General features: G+C 72.6%; 13 protein-coding genes and 2 pseudogenes. 8 read left to right on the top strand and 7 right to left on the bottom strand.

Going from position 1 to position 17,166, the window contains the following annotated elements:
- Positions 1–75: 75 nt before the first annotated feature.
- The 4 genes from IM697_RS21030 to IM697_RS21015 all read left to right on the top strand — a co-directional run bounded on the left by IM697_RS21030 (position 76) and on the right by IM697_RS21015 (position 5,489).
- Positions 76–1,998, top strand: a complete 1,923-nt coding sequence (locus IM697_RS21030; protein WP_194049247.1) for a phosphatase PAP2 family protein — start codon at positions 76–78, stop codon at positions 1,996–1,998.
- A 36-nt stretch (positions 1,999–2,034) separates the two neighbouring features.
- Complete coding sequence (locus tag IM697_RS21025) at positions 2,035–3,753, top strand: ArnT family glycosyltransferase (protein WP_407699638.1); 1,719 nt, start codon at positions 2,035–2,037, stop codon at positions 3,751–3,753.
- Between the two features lie 79 nt (positions 3,754–3,832).
- Complete coding sequence (locus IM697_RS21020; RefSeq protein ID WP_194049245.1) at positions 3,833–4,756, top strand: MurR/RpiR family transcriptional regulator; 924 nt, start codon at positions 3,833–3,835, stop codon at positions 4,754–4,756.
- A 358-nt stretch (positions 4,757–5,114) separates the two neighbouring features.
- Positions 5,115–5,489: a hypothetical protein gene (locus IM697_RS21015; protein WP_194049244.1), complete on the top strand. Its 375-nt coding sequence runs from the start codon at positions 5,115–5,117 to the stop codon at positions 5,487–5,489.
- A gap of 39 nt (positions 5,490–5,528) precedes the next feature.
- Here the strand turns inward: IM697_RS21015 and IM697_RS45720 are convergent, their stop codons facing one another.
- Positions 5,529–6,293: a cellulose binding domain-containing protein gene (locus IM697_RS45720; protein ID WP_322734562.1), complete on the bottom strand. Its 765-nt coding sequence runs from the start codon at positions 6,291–6,293 to the stop codon at positions 5,529–5,531.
- Between the two features lie 181 nt (positions 6,294–6,474).
- A pseudogene (locus IM697_RS44685) lies at positions 6,475–6,760 on the bottom strand (hypothetical protein); the annotation flags it as partial.
- 30 nt (positions 6,761–6,790) lie between these two features.
- Here IM697_RS44685 and IM697_RS21005 point away from each other — a divergent pair.
- Both IM697_RS21005 and IM697_RS21000 read left to right on the top strand, forming a co-directional pair.
- A complete protein-coding gene (locus IM697_RS21005; protein ID WP_228044797.1) occupies positions 6,791–7,492 on the top strand; it encodes a TetR family transcriptional regulator in 702 nt (233 codons plus the stop codon).
- 142 nt (positions 7,493–7,634) lie between these two features.
- Positions 7,635–8,048: a Zn-ribbon domain-containing OB-fold protein gene (locus IM697_RS21000; protein WP_194049792.1), complete on the top strand. Its 414-nt coding sequence runs from the start codon at positions 7,635–7,637 to the stop codon at positions 8,046–8,048.
- Here the strand turns inward: IM697_RS21000 and IM697_RS20995 are convergent.
- Positions 8,030–9,396: pseudogene (locus IM697_RS20995) on the bottom strand (Gfo/Idh/MocA family protein). The gene IM697_RS21000 and the pseudogene IM697_RS20995 overlap by 19 nt on opposite strands.
- Before the next feature lie 169 nt (positions 9,397–9,565).
- Here IM697_RS20995 and IM697_RS20990 point away from each other — a divergent pair.
- On the top strand, positions 9,566–12,340 hold the full coding sequence (locus tag IM697_RS20990; protein WP_194049243.1) for a hypothetical protein: 2,775 nt from the start codon (positions 9,566–9,568) through the stop codon (positions 12,338–12,340).
- A gap of 27 nt (positions 12,341–12,367) precedes the next feature.
- Here the strand turns inward: IM697_RS20990 and IM697_RS20985 are convergent, their stop codons facing one another.
- Together IM697_RS20985 and IM697_RS20980 are read right to left on the bottom strand one after the other, a co-directional pair.
- Positions 12,368–12,754 carry a PPOX class F420-dependent oxidoreductase gene (locus tag IM697_RS20985; protein ID WP_194049242.1) on the bottom strand — a complete coding sequence of 129 codons (387 nt, stop codon included), beginning with the start codon at positions 12,752–12,754 and terminating at the stop codon, positions 12,368–12,370.
- A 54-nt stretch (positions 12,755–12,808) separates the two neighbouring features.
- Positions 12,809–13,987 (bottom strand): MalY/PatB family protein, encoded by a 1,179-nt coding sequence (locus IM697_RS20980; protein ID WP_194049241.1) that lies wholly within the window; start codon positions 13,985–13,987, stop codon positions 12,809–12,811.
- Between the two features lie 143 nt (positions 13,988–14,130).
- Here IM697_RS20980 and IM697_RS20975 point away from each other — a divergent pair, with 143 nt between their 5' ends.
- Positions 14,131–15,498 (top strand): S1 family peptidase, encoded by a 1,368-nt coding sequence (locus IM697_RS20975; protein WP_194049240.1) that lies wholly within the window; start codon positions 14,131–14,133, stop codon positions 15,496–15,498.
- A 53-nt stretch (positions 15,499–15,551) separates the two neighbouring features.
- Here the strand turns inward: IM697_RS20975 and IM697_RS20970 are convergent, their stop codons facing one another.
- Together IM697_RS20970 and IM697_RS20965 are read right to left on the bottom strand one after the other, a co-directional pair.
- On the bottom strand, positions 15,552–15,737 hold the full coding sequence (locus IM697_RS20970) for a hypothetical protein (RefSeq protein WP_194049239.1): 186 nt from the start codon (positions 15,735–15,737) through the stop codon (positions 15,552–15,554).
- A 113-nt stretch (positions 15,738–15,850) separates the two neighbouring features.
- Positions 15,851–17,011: an ROK family transcriptional regulator gene (locus tag IM697_RS20965; RefSeq protein WP_194049238.1), complete on the bottom strand. Its 1,161-nt coding sequence runs from the start codon at positions 17,009–17,011 to the stop codon at positions 15,851–15,853.
- Positions 17,012–17,166 lie beyond the last annotated feature (155 nt).

Genomic DNA, 17,166 nt, shown 5'->3' with positions numbered 1-17,166 from the left:
CGCTCCATACGGTCGAGTCGATTACTTCGATCTCCTGTCCGGCCGTAGGGCCGTAGACCTTCGAAAGAGGCACGCATGTCGTCACCCGCCGAGGGCCACGCCACCCCGTCCATCAATAGAAGGCGCTTTCTGACCGCCTCCGTCGGAGGCGGTGCGGCCCTGCTGGCCGTCCCCGCCGTCGCCGGCTGGCTCCCCGCCGCCGACGCCAAGGCCGCCACGAACGCCGCCACGTTCGTCGACGACTACAAGACCAACGTCGTCGCGAACCAGACGCCCGAGACCAACGCCGTGGTCCGGATCCTCGGCGGCTTCGCGAACGTGTGGAAGACCGGCGGCTCCTGGGACACGGGCACGCCGCTGATGCCCGAGGTGCTGCGCGCCAACATGACCTACAGCGCGCGCATCACGGCACGGCGCACCGAGGCGGAGGCGAAGCGGGCGTTCATCACCGACCGCCAGCACCAGAGTTACTCCGTGATCGACGGGCTCGGCCCGCTGGCCGAGCTGTACAAGGCGGGCGCCAAGGCGGTCACCTCCATCACCGAGGCACCGGACGGCACCCCCGCGGGCAAGATCAGCGACTCGGTGCCCGCCGACGCCCCCGCCGGATCCGCGACCGGCGCGGGCTCCACCGACTCGGCGCTCGGCCGGGTCGCCACGCTGGTCAACACGGTGCGTGGGCCGTTCGCCTCCAGCAACCCCGCCAAGTTCTCCTACCAGTACCCGCGTCCGTGGCGCATGAACGAGGACAGCGAGGTCGTCGACACCGGACGGACGGACGCCTTCGGCTACCCGGTGTACGACTCGAAGGTGGTCGTCGCCCCGCAGTTGCTGCGGCAGCGCTCCACCGACCCGGCCGAGGACGGCGGTTTCCCCAGCGGTCACACCAACGCCCTCCACCTGGCGGCCCTGGCCTACGCGTACGCCGTGCCCGAGCGCTTCCAGGAGATGGTGACCCGGGCGTTCGACCTCAGCCACGACCGCATCGTGTCCGGCATGCACTCCGCGGTCGACGTCATCGGCGGCCGCGTCATGGCCACCGCCCTGGCCGCCGCCGCGCTGGCCGACCCGGCGAACGCCGAGCTCAAGACAGCGGCACGGGCCCAGGCCCTCGCCTACTTCCAGGAGCGGACCGGCACGACGGCCGACACCCTGTACGCCTACGCCCACTCGGCCGGCACCGACACCGACCCCTACGCCGACCGGGACGCCAACGCCCGTACGGTGCGGCCCAAGCTGACGTACATCCTGGCCCGGCACGGCCGCGACAAGGCCCTGACGGTGCCGAAGGGCGCCGAGGTGCTGCTGGAGACGCGGCAGCCGTATCTGACGGCGGCCCAGCGCCGCGAGGTGCTGCGCACGACCGCGCTGCGCGCCGGGTACGTCCTGCTGGACGGACCCGAGCAGTGGGGCCGGCTCGACCTGTTCGCGGCGGCGGACGGTTACGGCGCCTTCGACTCCGACGTGACCGTCACGCTGGACGCGGCGGCCGACGGCTTCGGCGCGGCCGACACCTGGCGCAACGACATCCGCGGCGAGGGCGGACTGACCAAGCGCGGCACCGGCACGCTCACCCTGACCGGGCACAACCGGTACCACGGCGGCACGGCCGTCGAGGGCGGCGTGCTGGTCGCCGCGTCCGCCAACGCCCTCGGCCAGGGCGATGTGCGGGTGACGGGCGGCACGCTCCGCGCGGACAAGGTGCTGCGGGTGCGCGGCTCGTACGTCCAGAAGGGCGAGACACGGCTGGAGCTGCTGCTGCGCAAGAACCACGGTCCGGCACTCGAGGTGGCCGGCCGGGCCGTGCTGGGCCGGGGCGGCGTGCTGTCGCTGCGGCTCGACGCAGAGCGGCCGCCGGTCGCGGGAACCACGGTCGCGGTGATCGAGGCGCGACGGCTGCGCGGCCGGTTCGACCGGGTGGAGCTGAACTCCGACACGCTGCGGGCCGTACCCGTCTACACGACGGAAGGTCTGTCGGTACGACTCCTGAAGCGGTAACGGTGTCCCGGGCGGGAGCTGATGCAGAGTAGGCCCATGGGCCGGCTCCGGATCAGCTCCCGCCGGCACGGCACCGTGGAGCGGATGATGACGCTCGAACAGCAGGCGGCCCCGGCCTCGCGGGCGCTCCCCGACACCCGCCCCGCGCGGCGGCCCGTCGGGCGGTGGCTCGTGCCCCTCCTGGTGGCCGTGCTGCTCGGCCAGATGGCCGTGGCGATGGTCACGACCGCCGTCCAGCAGACGCCGACGATCGACGAGCCCGTCTACGTCGGCACGGCGGCCGAGTACCTCCACGAGCACCGCGTGGTCCACAATCCCGAGCATCCGCCGCTGGGCAAGCTGGTCGTCGGCGTGGGGGTGGCGCTGGCCGATCCACAGGTCGATCCCTCGTTCACCGGCGACCAGGGCCGGTTGGGGCGGCATCTGCTGTACGAGTCCGGGAACGACCCCTGGCGCCTGATGCTCTTCGCCCGGCTGCCCGTGATCGCCCTGACACTCGGGTTCGGGCTGATCGTGTTCGCCTTCGCCCGTGAACTCGCCGGGTCGGTGGGGGGTTTGGTGGCACTCGGGCTGTACGCCTTCTCCCCCGACGTCATCGCGCACGGCTCGCTCGCGACGCTGGACGTGCCGGCGGCCGGGTTCGTGCTGACGGCGGTGTGGCTGCTGTGGCGGGCCCGTCACCGGCCCCGGCTGTATGTGCCGTTGGCCGGGGTGGCGCTGGGCGCTGCCCTGGCGACGAAGATGAGCACGCTGGCGGCGGTCCCGGTGCTGGCCGCGCTCGCCGGGCTGTCGGTGTGGTGCGCGCGCGTGCCCGCCGAGTCGCGTCGCCGGGCGCTGGGGCGGGCCGCCGTCGGCGCGGGTGTCGTGACGCTGGTTGCGATCGCCGTCGTGTGGGCGTCGTATCTGGTGGTCGATCCGCGGCTGCGCTGGGCGCCGGAGCAGCCCGTTCCCGTGGTGCGCGGGCTGCGCGGGCTCGCCGTGGACCTGCTGCCGTTCCCGGAGGCGTACCGGGACGGGATGCGGGTCCAGTTCCGCTTCGAGAACCACCCGTGGGAGGGCTTTCTGTTCGGGCGGCTCTACACGGGCTCGCTCTGGTACTACCTGCCGGCCGCGCTGCTGGTGAAGACACCGCTCGGCATGCTCGCCCTGTGGGCGGCGGGCGCCGTCACCGTGGTGGCCGTGCGGGGGCTGCGGCCCGTGGCACCGTATCTGCTGCTTCCGGCCGCCGTGCTGCTGGGCGCGGCCATGCTGGGGTCGCGGGACTTCGGCACGCGTTACGCCGTGTTCGTGCCGATGTTCCTGGCGGTGGCGGCGGGTTGTGTGCTCGCGGTGCGATGGCGGTGGGCGCCGGTCGCGGCCGGGGCGCTGGTGCTGTTCGTCGCGGTGAGCTCACTGCGGACGTACCCCTACTATCTGCCGTACTCCAACGAGGCGTTCGGCGGTCCGGCGAAGACCCGTCTGCGGCTGCACGACTCGAATGTCGACTGGGGCCAGGACCTGGGCAGGCTCGCCGACCGGCTGCGCGAGCGGTACCGGGGCGAGCGGATCTGGCTGGTGTACAAGGGCAGCGGGGTGCCGTCCCACTACGGGATCCGCGCCGCCGATCCGCGCGAGGTCCCCGCCGACGAGGTGCGCGGGCTGCTCGTCGTGTCCGCCTCGTCGGTGGCCAAGGCGACCGGGCGGCTGGCCGAACTGATCGACAGCAGTCGGCCGGTCGACACGGTCGGTCATTCGATCACGATCTACCGCCGGTGACCGTGACGCCGGAGCGGCCATGGTCGACACGGTGCGTGAGCTATGTTGAAGGACTGTGGGAGACAAAAGAGGCGCGCCGGTGCCATCGCCTCAGCAGGCACGCGCACAGGCATCCGCCATCACCTCGGGAAAGACGGTCCCGGAGACCGAGGCATCGCCGACTTCCCAGCTCAGGGCGCTCTTCGACCAGCCCCGGCTCTCCCCCGGGCAGCGGCGCATCGCCCAGTACCTGATCGAGCACATCACCGAGGCGGCGTTCCTGTCGATCACCGATCTCGCCGACCGGGTCGGGGTCAGCCAGCCGTCCGTGACCCGTTTCGCCGCGGCGGTGGGCTTCAGCGGTTACCCCGCGCTACGGGAGAAGCTCCAGGCGATCGCCCTGGGGGCCCTGGCCGGAGGTCCCGTCGCGGCGGACGAGAACGGTGCCAACGAGCTCCAGGCCGCCGTGGACGCCGAGATCGAGAACCTGGAGAACCTGCGGCGCGACTTCGCCGACCCCGACCAGGTCATCGACATCGGCCGAAAGCTGTCGGAGTCGACCCCGCTCACCATCCTCGGACTGCGCATCTCGGGATCCCTCGCCGAGTACTTCGCCTACGCCGCCCGCCGTATCCACCCCGACGTGCGGCTGGTGACCCGGGGCGGCAGCGTCGCCTACGACGCGCTGCTCCAGTCGCGCGAGGCCGGCGGCACCTGGGTGCTGGCCTTCTCCCTGCCCCGGCACGCGCACGAGACCCTCACCGCCGTGCAGGTCGCGCAGGGGGCTGGGCTGCGGGTCGCCCTGATCACCGACCTGGCGCTCGGGCCTGTGGCCGACTCGGCCGACGTCGTCTTCGCCACCGGCACCGGATCCCGGCTGGTCTTCGACTCCTACGCCGCGCCCGGCGTGATGGCGTCCGCGCTGCTGCAGGCCATGACCGACGCCGACCCGGAGCGGACGCAGGCGCGGCTCGAGGAGTACGAGCACCTCTCCGACCAGCACCAGTTCTTCCTCCGGGACTGATCCACTCAGGTCAAAGCAGGCCACACCGGCAGCATTCACAACAAAGCGCGCATGAATGTTTTCATACGCCTTGCAAAGCAGACGGCATATATAAATACTGCACACGCAACATCCGCCCGCCGAAAGCAGCCGGTCCGCTCATGCGCACGTCACCCCATCCGTCGTGCGACTGCCGCCTGTCTTTCCGGGCTCCTCTGCGAACAGCCGTGGCCGCCGTCTCCTACCCGCGTCGGCGCTCGGGCTGTTCTGTCGGGCATCGCCTGCGCGAGCGCCCGTGGCGGCGGCCCCGGTCATCCCCTAGGCCGGGGCCGCCCCCGACCCCGTCGGACACCCAGACGACGCCGCACACCCGGAAGCGATGACCATGACCCTGACGACGACGCGCATCAGCCCGGACTGGCCGTGCCAGGTCAAGACCCCCGGCTCCTACGACTGGGAGCGTTCCGCGGCCAAGTGGCTGCGCGAGCTGGTGCCGGCCCGCTACGCCAGCTATCCGGCGCTGATCCGCCACCCCGTGCTGCTCGCACGGCATGCGCAGATCCAGGTCCACAACGAGATCCGGGTCGCGCGCACCGCGCTGCAGACGGCGCGGGCGGACCTGCCCGGGCTCGGCCTGCCCGAGTCGGTCATCGAGCACACCATCAAGCTGTACGCGGCGGAGGTCATGCAGTTGCAGCACATCGCCCGCAGCGTGCGCGCCGTGTCCCAGGCACTGGTCGACCACGGCCGCTGAGCCGTCGGCGCGCGGCGCCCGGGGCCCGCGCACCGGGCGTCAGGACGCGCCCGCCGTCGCCGCGCAGGTGACCGTGGCCGACGGCTGACCGCTCGCGTCCGAGGTGTCGGCGAGGAACCCGAAGGTGACGCTCGCGCCGGGTGCCAGAGCGCCGTTCCAGGACGCGTTGGTGACCGTCGCCCTGCCGTCCCGGGCCGTGGCGAGGGTGCCGTCCCAGACCTGGGTGAGGCGGGCGCCGTCGGGCGGTACGACCGTCGCGGTCCAGCCGGAGGCGGAGGCCGCGGGCGCGTTGGTCACCGTCACCTCGCCCTGGAAGCCGCCCTGCCAGCTGTTGACGGTCCGGAAGGACGCGGTGCAGGCGGGATCACCTGCCTCGCCTTCGCCGGGGGCCGCGGGCGCGGTCGGGTCGGGCTCGGCGGCGGAGGCGGTCTCGGACGGGGCCGGTTCCCCGGCCGTCGCGTCGTCGTCGTGGCCGGGCAGCAGGAGGGCGCCGCCGAAGCCGATGACCGCGGCCGCCGTCACGGCCACCGCGACGGCGGTGCGGCGGAAACCGGGGCCGGCCGGGCCGGGCCGGCCACGGCGCCGGGCGCCTGCGGTGTCCTCGGCGACGGCCGGCAGTTCCTGTGTCGCGTCCTCGGCGCCGGGCAGGGCCACGGGCACGGCCACGGTCTCGTAGCCGGCCTGGTCCTGCTCCCACTCCTTGAACAACTCCGCGAGGGCGTCGGTGCGGCGCGGGCGCAGGACGCGGATCGGTTCCAGGGCCGGGCCTTCGTCCGGCTCCGCGGGGTCGGGCCGTGTGGACACACCGCTCTCCTTCCGTCCCCCGTCTGCACGGGGCTTCGCCAATCCCCGAGGAGAGATACGGGGTTGACGTCCCGCGGGTTCAGCGCGGGACGGGACGCGCGGGCCCGGCCAGGCGGGCGCGGCGAGGAAGCGGTGCAGCGACGCCTTCATCACGGCGACGAAGCCGTCCCGCGCAGGGCGCACTGGGGATGACCGGGTGTCCGCCGGCGGTCAGGTCGGGCAGGTACTGCTTGCCGGCCATGCCCGCCTTGCCGGACAGCGGGTTGTACACCCGCGTCCCGGGGATGGCACAGGGCGAGGTCGAAGTCGTCGCGCAGCCGGGAGTGAGGAGGATGTCCTCGTCGCGGTGGCGGCGGCCGCGGGACGGATGGGCCAGGTCGGGTGACGTACAGGATGTGGGGTCGGGCGGGCGGCGTGGGGCTCGTCGGCTGCACTCGGTTCCCTCCAAGGGTTGCACTGAGTGCCATTGACGCATCCCTGGGTGCTACGTTCCGTCCATGAGCTCCAGCAGCACGAAGCCCCCGATGCGGGACGCCCTGGTCGCCGCGGCCTTCCAGCTGTTCCTGGAGCGGGGCTACGAGCAGACGACCGTCGACGACATCGTGACCTTGGCCGGCGTCGGACGGCGGTCGTTCTTCCGCTACTTCCCGTCCAAGGAGGACGTGGTCTTCCCGGACCACGAGCGCTGTCTCGCCGACATGACGGCGTTCCTCGCCGCGAGCGGTGACGAGCACGAGCCGGTGCGACGGGTGTGCGACGCGGCCCGGCTGGTGCTGCGCATGTACGCGGAGAACCCGACCTTCTCGGTGCAGCGCTATCGGCTCACCAAGAAGGTGCCCGGACTGCGGGCGTACGAGCTGTCCGTGGTGTGGCGTTACGAGCGGGCGCTCGCCGAGTATCTGCGCGAGCGCTTCGCCGGCCGGCGGGACGGCACCCTCCAGGCCGACGTGATCGCCGCCGCCGTGGTCGCGGCGCACAACAACGCGCTGCGGTCCTGGCTGCGCTCGGACGGCCAGGGCGACGCGAGCGCCGCGGTCGACCACGCGCTGGGGTATGTGCAGTCGGCCTTCGGTGTCGCCCCCGTCCCGCCGCCCGCCCGGGACGAGCAGCCCGACGACGTGGTGGTCGTCGTGTCCCGGCGCGGTGCCCCGCTGTGGCGGGTGGTCCAGGAGATCGAGGCCACGCTGGGACGCGGCTGATCCGCGCGTCCGGGATCTCGGCGAGATTAAGGGAACGGAGTGCCTTTACGTGTGGCACTGAGTGCCATACGCTGACGGTGTGCACGGTGGCACGGTGAGCCGCGCACGTGGGATTCCGGCCCAGCGCAGGGAGTTGACCAGCGTGTACCACCACTCAGGAAGCGTTGCTCGTCAGACCGTCGGCCATGCGGCGGGCGTCCTCGACCGCACGGCCCCCGAGACGGACGCCATCGTCTTCCAGCGCTGTACCTGGTGCGGCACCGCCATGTACCACCGGCTGCTGTGCCCGGTCTGCCAGGGCAGCGACCTGCGCACGGAGCGCAGCGAGGGTGTGGGGACCATCCGCCACTCCACGGTGGTCCACCGCAACACCCCCGCCGCGCGCAATGTGTCGCTCATCGAGATGGCCGAGGGGTTCGTCGTGCGCGGCCGGGTGATGGGCCCGCCCATCGGCATCCACAGCGGGGACCGGGTCCGGCTGTCGACGGCGAAGGACCCGGTGCGGGGCGAGCCGGTGTTCCAACTGGTCGACGAGCCCTACCGCGCCTGGACCTGATCTCCCCGCCAGAGGCCGGGGACCAGTTCCCGTACGTCGACGGGCCGTCCCGTCTCGAAGCACCGGTTCGCGGCGAGCCCGACGGCCAGGGCCAGCGCGCCGTCGCGTTCGGTGGCCCTGGGATGCGCCACCGCGCCCGGGTCGGCCGACCGCCCGGAGGCCACCGGGCCGAAGAGGGCGTCGAGCATCCGCGGGTCTCCCCCGCCGTGCGCCTCGTGGGCGGTCACGAGCGGGACGTCCTCCGGGGCCCGCCACAGTGGACGCAGGGTGAGCCGTGCCCCGCCGGCATGCTCGGCGGCCGTGTCCCCGTGCAGCGCGCCGCTGCCCGAGCCGATCCGGGTCGTGGGCCGCTGCCATTGGCTCTCCTCCACTTCCAACTCCAGCCGCCCGGCGCTGCCGTTGAACATGACCCGGTAACCCTCCCACGGGGAGTACGCGGTGAGGTGGTACGTCATCGTCGCGCCCTTGGCGTAGCGCACCAGGACGGCCATGTCGTCCTCGATGGTGACGGGCCCGCCGAAGACGTTGCGGTCGCGGACGTAGCCGTCGTCCTCTTCGGCGTCGAGGTAGAGGGCGCGCAGGGTGTCGTTGGCGGCCAGGTCCAGGGCGAAGGGGTCGTCGGCGGCCCCGTCGGCGCCGTGGGCGCGGTCGTAGTCGCGGCGCAAGCCGTGGCGTTCGCCCGCCTCGCGGCCGTAGAAGGCGAGTCGGCCGTAGCCGAAGACGTCCCTCGGCTCGTCCGCGAGCCACCAGTTGACCAGGTCGAAGTGGTGGCTCGACTTGTGCACCATCAGGCCGCCGCTGCGGTCCTTCTCCCGGTGCCAGCGGCGGAAGTAGTCGGCGCCGTGGCGCACGTCGAGCAGCCACTCGAAGTGGACGGAGAGGATCTCGCCGATCGCTCCGTCGACGAGCAGTGCGCGGACGTCTCGTGCACGGGGTTGAAGCGGTAGTTGAAGGCGACGGTGAGGGAGTTGCCGGTCTCGCGCACCGTGTCGAGGATGCGGGCGCAGCGGTCCGCGTCGACGGTCATCGGTTTCTCGGTGACGACGCGGCAGCCCGCTTCGAGGGCGGGGACGATGTAGCGGTCGTGCTCGGCGTCGACGGTGGTGACGACGACCTCGTCGATCTCCTCCTTGGCGAGCATGTCGACGAACCGGTCGGGCGCCCACTGGGTGGCGGTGGGCGCGCCGGCCTCGGCCAACAGCCGGTTGTGGAAGGCCATGCGGGTGGGGCTGGGGTCGCAGAGGGCGGCGACGACGTGGTCGGGGCGCTCGGCGAGGGCCCGGGTGAAGGTCCGGGCGCGGTGGCCGGTGCCGACGACGGCGGCGCGGTGACGGGGAGTTCGGCTCATTGGGGTGGCCTATCCCGCCGGGCGCCCAACCAGTCCTGCCCGCAGGCCGGTCGGCCTCCTTCGTCTCGCTTTGCCCTGTCGTCACAGGCAACTCACCACTGACACCTTCCGTCCTCACAGGGTGAGGGCCCGGGACGGCCCGTCCCGGAGCGAACGGAAGGAGGGGCACGTGATACGTGCCCGGCGAATAGGGGTCACCGCGCTGGCGTTGCTCGCGGTCGTGGGGGCCTCGCCAGGGTGGGCTCAGGCTCAACCGGCGTCCGGTGCGAGGCCGTTAGCGGCGGCCGACGGCGGTGAGGGGCTGCCGCCGGACTGGAGCGTCACCGGCGAGGGAGCGGAGCGGAAGCTGGTGTGGCGGTCCGACGAGCGGGTGCCCATGGGGGACGCCCGGGTCGAGTTCTACGCCGGTGACCGAGTCCTCGGCGCACCGGCTCCGGCGAAGGACGGGCGGACGTTCCGGCTCGGCCTCGACGGGGTCCGGCTGGACTCCGTGCGGGACCTTCAAGTGCGGGCCGCGGGACGCCGGTTGGACGCGCCGGACACCTCCCCCGGCTCCTCGTCCGGCGGACGTTCCGGGGTGAGCGTGCCGCAGCGTCTGCCCGCGAACCAGGTCGACCCGGGCAAGCCGGGCGCGTACCGGACCGTCACCGGCGAGTACGACCTCCCCCCGGTGCGGCTGCCCGGATTCGCCGAACCGGTCGAGATGCGCGCCGTGGTGGTGGCGCCCAAGGGTGCCGAGGGCCGCCGTCCGCTCGCCCTGTTCCTGCACGGCCGGCACTCCACCTGCTACACCCCGCAGGGCGAGACCACCGGCGACTGGCCCTGCGCCGCCGGCTCCAAGCCGGTGCCGAGCCACCGGGGGTATCTGCGCGACCAGCGGCTCCTGGCCTCCCAGGGCCATGTGACGGTGTCGATCTCCGCCAACGGCGTCAACGGCCAGGACTGGCAGGCCGAGGACGGCGGCGCACAGGCCCGCTCGTCACTGGTACGGCAGCACCTCGCCCGCTGGGCCGGCTGGTCCGCGCGTCCGGACACCGCCCCGGCGGCCGTGCGGCAGGCGCCCCGGGCCGATCTGTCCCGGCTGTTGCTCGTGGGGCACTCGCGGGGTGGCGAGGGCGTCAACCGGGCGGCGATGGACAGCCTCTATCCGCCGCCCGCCGACCAGGACGGCTATCGCGGCCCGGTGCGCTGGCACATTCGCGGCACCGTCCTGATCGGCCCGACGATCTTCGGCCAGAACCCGGTGCCGGACGTGCCGTCGATGACGATCCTGCCGGGCTGCGACGGCGACGTCTCCGACCTCCAGGGCGAGGTGTACGTCGACGGCACCCGCCGGGTCGGCCGCGGTGCCGCCCTGCACAGCGCGGTCTACATGGTCGGCGCCAACCACAACTTCTTCAACAGCGAGTGGACGCCCGGCCAGGCCCAGGCGCCCGCCGACGACGACTTCTGGACCGACGAGGAAGAGCCCGACGCGGTCTGCTCCCCCGGCACCAGGACCCGGCTGACCGCCGACCAGCAGCACAAGGCCGGCGCCACCTACATCGCGGCGGCGGCACGGCTGTTCGTCGCGAAGGACGACCGGGTGCGTCCGCTGCTCGACGGCTCGGGCCGCCGCGCGCCCTCGGCCGACCCCGCGCGCGTCCTGACCCATGCGGTGGGTGCGCGGCGCGGCGCCGGCTTCCTGCCGGACGGCAAGGTCACCGTGAGCGGGGCACGGCTGTGCTCGGCGGTGGATCCGGCCACGGCGAGGGCCTGTCTGTCGTCGGAGACGGCAGGGGTGTCACCGCACTTCGCGCGGTGGGAGACCGATCGTGAGCGCGGCCGTCGCGCGGTCGCGCTGCGCTGGTCGGCGGCCGGTTCCGCCGCCCGGATCAGCCCCGAACGGCCGTTGTCCCTCGCCGGTGCGAAGGCGCTGGCACTGCGCGTCTTCGTGCCGCCGAACACCTCCGGAACGCAGCTGGACGTCTCCGTCACCGACACCGCCGGACGGCACCGGCCCCTCGGCCGCGTCACGGTCGACGGGCTGCCCGGGACGGACCGGACCGCCTCGTACTGGGCGCGCGAGGTGCGGGTGCCGATCGGGGCCGACGACGCGGCCGCGCTGGACCTGCGGCACGTCAAGAACCTGGAACTGACGCCGCGCACGCGGTCCGGACGGGCCTGGCTGATGGACGCCTGGGCCTGGCGGCCGGGCACGCCCGAGGTGCGTCCGGCCCCGCTGCCCCGGGTCGACGTCGGGCGGCTGACCGTCGAGGAAGGCGACCTTGGCGTGCGGACCTACCGGGTGCCGGTGAAGGTCTCGGGGCAGGGCAGCGGACAAGTACGGCTGTTCGTCGCCGACCCGGTCACGGGCCGGGTCACGGACCGGCTGGTGACGGTACGGCCCGGCGGACAGGCCATCGATGTGCCGGTGAAGGTCGAGGGCAATACGCGCTACGGCTACGACACGGGCCAGAACGTGTTTGTGAAGGCGGTGCGCAGCGCAGTGGTCGGCGCCCACCTGGGCGGGGTGACCGTGCGGAACGACGACCCGATGCCGTCGGTCTCCGTGACACCGGTCGCCGACCGGGTGACCGAAGGGCAGCCGCTGAGGTGGCGGGTGTCCCTGTCCGAGGCCGCCGACGCCGACATCACCACGACGTACGCCCTACTGCCGGTCACGGACGGCCGGGAGGTGTCGACGAAGGACGTGGACCCCCGCTGGCTCGACGAGAACACCGGCGCGTCCCCGGACCCGGAACGGGCGTTGTCCAAGGTGGACGGCTTCTCCCTCTGGGTGAACGTCCCCGCGGGCAGCACGACCGAGGAGATACGGATACCGACGATCGCGGACCGGGTGGCCGAGCCGGCCGAGTCGGTGCGCCTCCAGCCGACCGACGACTTCGGTGAGCCGCTGCCCGGGGCGCCGGTGATCACCGGCACGGTGCTGGACGCGTCGTGACCCGTCGCCGGACGTACCCGACCCCGGTCAGGGCGTCAGGGTGATCCGGATGCCGACTGTGCCGTTCACGCCGCGGCGCAGTCGGCTGCCGAGGAGCGTGAGGCGGCCGGCGATCCCGTACTTGCGGGCGATGAGCCCGCGGTAGCGGGCGCTGGTCGCCTCGTCGCAGATCTCGGCGGTCGCCGGGACCTGCTCGCCCGTGGGCTTGCCGCGCAGGTCGCAGGGCCCGACGAGGACGTCGCCGCGCGCCCGGATGCGCTTGACCTTCCAGGAGTCGGCGACCGTCCACACGCCCAGCGCGTCGCCGTCCCGCACCACCCACACCGGGGTGGGGACGCCGGTGCCGTTCCTGCGGTAGCTGGTGATGAGCAGGTACTTGCCCGCGCCGAGCCGCGCCTGGGTCGTGTCGTCCATGGCGCGCAGTCTAGGCGGCGGGGTGGGGCGCTGCCCCGCCGCCTTGGGCTCGGCTCAGTCGAGCGCCGACGCCATCCGCCGTACCGCTTCCGTGATCAGCTCGGGTGAGGTCGCCAGGTTCATCCGCACATGCCCCGCGCCGCCGGTCCCGAAGGGTGTTCCGGAGTTCAGGGCGACCCGGCCGCGCCGCAGGAAGACCTCGGCCGGGTCGTCGCCGAGACCGAGGGCGCGGCAGTCGAGCCAGGCCAGGTAGGTGGCCTCGGCGGGGCGGTGGGCGACGGCCGGGAGGTGCTCGGCCAGGAGGTCGGCGAGCAGCCGCCGGTTGTCGTCGAGCCCGGCCAGCAGCGCGTCGAGCCAGCCGGTTCCGTCGCGCAGGGCGGCGCTGTGCGCGATGATGCCGAAGTGGCTGGGCCCGTGGCTGACCTCTTCGGGCAGCCGGGCGAGGTCGGCGGCGGCCGCGGGTCCGGCGATGGCCAGCGCCGCCTTGAGGCCGGCCAGGTTCCAGGCCTTCGAGGCCGACATCAGCGACAGGCCGCTCTCGCCTCCCGGCACGCTCAGATACGGCACGAACGCGACGCCGGCGGCGGTGAGCGGTGCGTGGATCTCGTCGGCGACCACGCGCACGCCGTGGCGGTCGGCGAGGGCGGCGACCGCGGCCAGTTCGTCGGCGGTGTGCGCGGTGCCGGTCGGGTTGTGGGGGTTGCACAGCAGGAGGGCGGCGCGGCGTCCGCCGCCGGTGACCCGCCGGAACGTTTCGTCCAGGGTGTCGAGGTCGAGGCGCAGGTCCGGGCCGAGCGGGGCCTCCACCACCTGTCGGTCCATGTGCTCCACGAACTGGTAGAACGGCGGATAGACGGGTGAGTTCACCACGACCGGATCGCCGGGTCCGGTGACCAGTCTGAGCATCTCGACCACCCCGAGCATCACATCGGGCACGATCGCCGTGCGCTCCACGGCCAGACCGTCCCAGCCCCACCTCTTCTCGGCGAACGCGGCGAGCGCCTCGGCGTAGCCGGTGCCCGCCGGGTAGCCCGTGTCGCCGAGGGCGAGGGCGTCGGTGAGGGCGCGCACGACGGGTTCGGCGAGCGGTACGTCCATCTCGGCGACCCACAGCGGCAGGACGTCGTCGGGGTAGGCGCGCCATTTCATGCTCGTACGACGGCGCAGCCGGTCGAGACCGAGGGCGCGCAGGGGGTTGGGTTCATCGGACATCGCGTGCGGGATCCTGGTCATGGGCACAAGATAGGTCGCCGCGCGAGAAAGATCACCGGTGCGGTGAACACGGACGTGCCGGGCTCCGTATGGAGAGAGGGTGCTCAACTCCGGGAGGGCCCCGTGGCATTGACGCCGCGCTGTACTTGGTTCGGGAGCCATGCATGAGGCACGCACGACGACGTCTCGTCCGGCGGGTGACACGGCTGGCGGCCGTCGGCGGACTCCTCCTCGGAGGAACGATGGTCACCCGCGCCGTGGCGAGCGAACCCGGCGACGGCTCCGCCGTCCCGCGCACTTACGCCGCCTCGGCCGCCGGCACCGGCAGTGAGCTGGTCTCCAGGCTGGGCGATTCCCGTACGGCGGGCAGCTGGATCGGTGCCGACGGGAAGCCGGTCGTCGCGGTCACCGACGAGGCGGCGGCCGCCGAGGTGCGCAAGGCCGGTGCCGAGGCGAAGATGGTCGACCACAGCATGGACAAGCTGAACTCGGCGACGTCGACGCTGCGTTCGGCGCCCCGGGTGGCCGGCACGGCGTGGGTGATGGACTACCGGTCCAACGAGGTGGTCGTGAAGGGCGACAGCACCGTCTCGGCCGGCGACTGGTCCCGGATGACGGACCTCGCGGACGGCATGGGCGGCATGGTCCGGATGGAGCGCACCGAGGGCACGTTCACGACGCGGCTCAACGGTGCGCTGCCGCTGCTGTCGACGGCCGGGCGCTGTTCGGCCGGGTTCAACGTCACCGACGGGCAGCGCGACTTCATCCTCACGGCCGGGCACTGCGGTCCGGACGGTTCCGTGTGGTTCGCGGACAACCAGGGCCGCCGGGAGATCGGGCAGACCGTGCGGCAGAACTTCCCCGGTGGTGACTTCTCGCTGGTGCAGTACGCGAGCGGAAAGGCGGGTGCCGGGGCCGAGGTGGTGTCCATCGGTGACGACAAGGGCGTGCGGATCACGGGCGCGGCCGATCCGGCCGTCGGGCAGCGGGTGTTCCGCAGCGGCAGTACGAGCGGGCTGCGGGGCGGCGAGGTGACGGCGCTCAACGCCACGGTGAACTACCCCGAGGGGACGGTCACCGGGCTGATCGAGACCAATGTGTGCGCCGAACCCGGGGACAGCGGCGGCCCGATGTTCTCCGAGGGGGTCGCGCTGGGTGTGACGTCGGGCGGCAGCGGGGACTGCAACTCGGGCGGTACGACGTTCTTCCAGCCGGTGACCAAGGCGCTGGCCGCGCTGAACATGAAGCTGATCGTGGCGGCGCCGAACGGTGCGGGGCAGCAGGGTGCCGCGCCGGCCCCGTCGGCGACGCAGGGCGCCGCCGCGCCCGGGGACGCGTCGCCCGGCGCGTCGACGCCGATCACCGGCGTCACCGCGTCGACGTTGCTGTCCCGGCTGGCGGACCCGAAGAACATCGGTCCCGGTCTGCTGGTGATCGCGGGCAGCCTGGTCGCGCTGGCGGCGACCCGCTTCATCCGCGCGGAGCAGGACCGCAAGGCATATCAGAGGTACTACTCGGCGACCTGGGGCTGACGGGCTCGGTCTCGGCGAGGGGAGCGTGCTCAGGACTCCGGCGAGTCGAGCGCTCAGGCCGCCTTCGCCGTCTGCGGGGCCGCGGCGGCCCACTCCATGACGAGGCGCTGGTACTCCTCGCGCTGCTCGACGCTCAGTGTCCCGCCCGACCGGCGCCACAGCGCCCGGATCTCCTCGTTGACCTCGTCAGCCGAGCGATCGGAGGCGATTTCAACAGTGGTGGACATGTTGTGAAGCATACGGCTCCGCACGTGAAGGCGCTGTGAGTAAGCACACCTAAGACGGGCATATCGGACGTGTTGCTGATCACGTGTTGTCGATCACGTCCATCTGTCAACGCCGACCGCCGAGTTCAGGCGTCCGCCGCCCCCAGCACCAGCACCTGGATGGCCAGTACGGCGGCGCCACGCGCCCAGTCGTGGAAGTCGGACACCTTGGTCTCCAGGTCGATCGGAGCGGCGAGCGGATGCCGGTGGGCGCGAATGGTGTCCGCCACGGTCTCACCGGCGACGTCCATGAGCCCCACCCCCTCCCCGGCGAGAAGGATCTTCTGCGGCAGCACGAAGTTGCCGATCTGCGCGACCAGGATCCCGAGGGCGCGGGCCGCCTCCTGGATGACCCGGGCGGGCATCGGCTCCCCCGCGGCGGCGAGCCGCAGGATCTCCTCATAGGTCCGGTCGCGGCCGGTCGCGGCCCGCACCTGGTAGCGGATGTTGGGGATGGTGAGCAGGGACACCGCACTGCCCCGCTCCCCGTCGGGGGTGAGCGGACCGCTGGGATCGACGATCCAGTGCCGGCCGAAGCCGCGGTCCTCCTCGGCGTACGGCACCCGGTTGCCGCCCAGGACCAGCCCGTAGCCGATGCCGGCGCCGATGGTGAGGACCACGAACCGGTCGAGGCCGCGACCGGCGCCGAACCAGGTCTCGGCCTCGACGAGGGCGGCGACGTCGTTCTCCACCACCACCGGCAGGCCCGTGCGCCCCTCGACCAGCTCGGCGAGCGGCACGTCACGCCAGTGCAGGAACGGGGACTCCCCGACCACGGCACGGTCCTCGACGAGACCGCCCACGCCGATGCCGATACCGGCGAGCCGGGGGCGGCCGGCGGCCAGCTCCTCGGTCATCTCGCCCAGCAGGGCCACGACTTCCGCGGGTTCATGGGTGGTCAGGGGGCGGTCGTGGCGGGCGACGATCTCACTCCTGAGGGTGGTCACCACGCCGTAGACCATGTCCTCGGTGATCTTGTAGCCGATGAAGGACCGCGACTCGGCCACGACGTCCAGCGGCTGGGACGGGCGCCCCTGGCGCGCCTCCACCACGCCGCCCGCTTCGGGGACCTCGACGAGGAGGCCCGACTCGATCAGCGGTTTGGTCAGCCGGGTGAGGCTGCCGGCGGACAGGTCGAGCCGCCGGGCGAGCTCGGTGCGCGACAGGGGGCCGGCGAGGAGCACCTCGATCGCCACCGAGCGTTCACCGGGGCTGAGGGGAAGCCAGCTGGCGGCTACTGCGGTCATGGTCGTCAGGCTCCCACATCATTTTTTTCCTCTTCGAAAACAACCAGGCCAGTCTAAGGCAGCACGGGCGGCTTGAAGAAGATGTTCGCCGCACTCTTGACGGCTGGATTCTTCCGCCACAAAAGTAAGTGGCCGAGGACGAGCCGCAGCCGAGG

Origin of the sequence: Streptomyces ferrugineus (genome assembly GCF_015160855.1) — a bacterium.
In the GTDB taxonomy this organism is placed as follows: Bacteria; Actinomycetota; Actinomycetes; order Streptomycetales; family Streptomycetaceae; genus Streptomyces; species Streptomyces ferrugineus.
The sequence above is the reverse complement of the archived record's forward strand: the minus strand, read 5'-3'. Positions and strand labels throughout refer to the sequence as shown.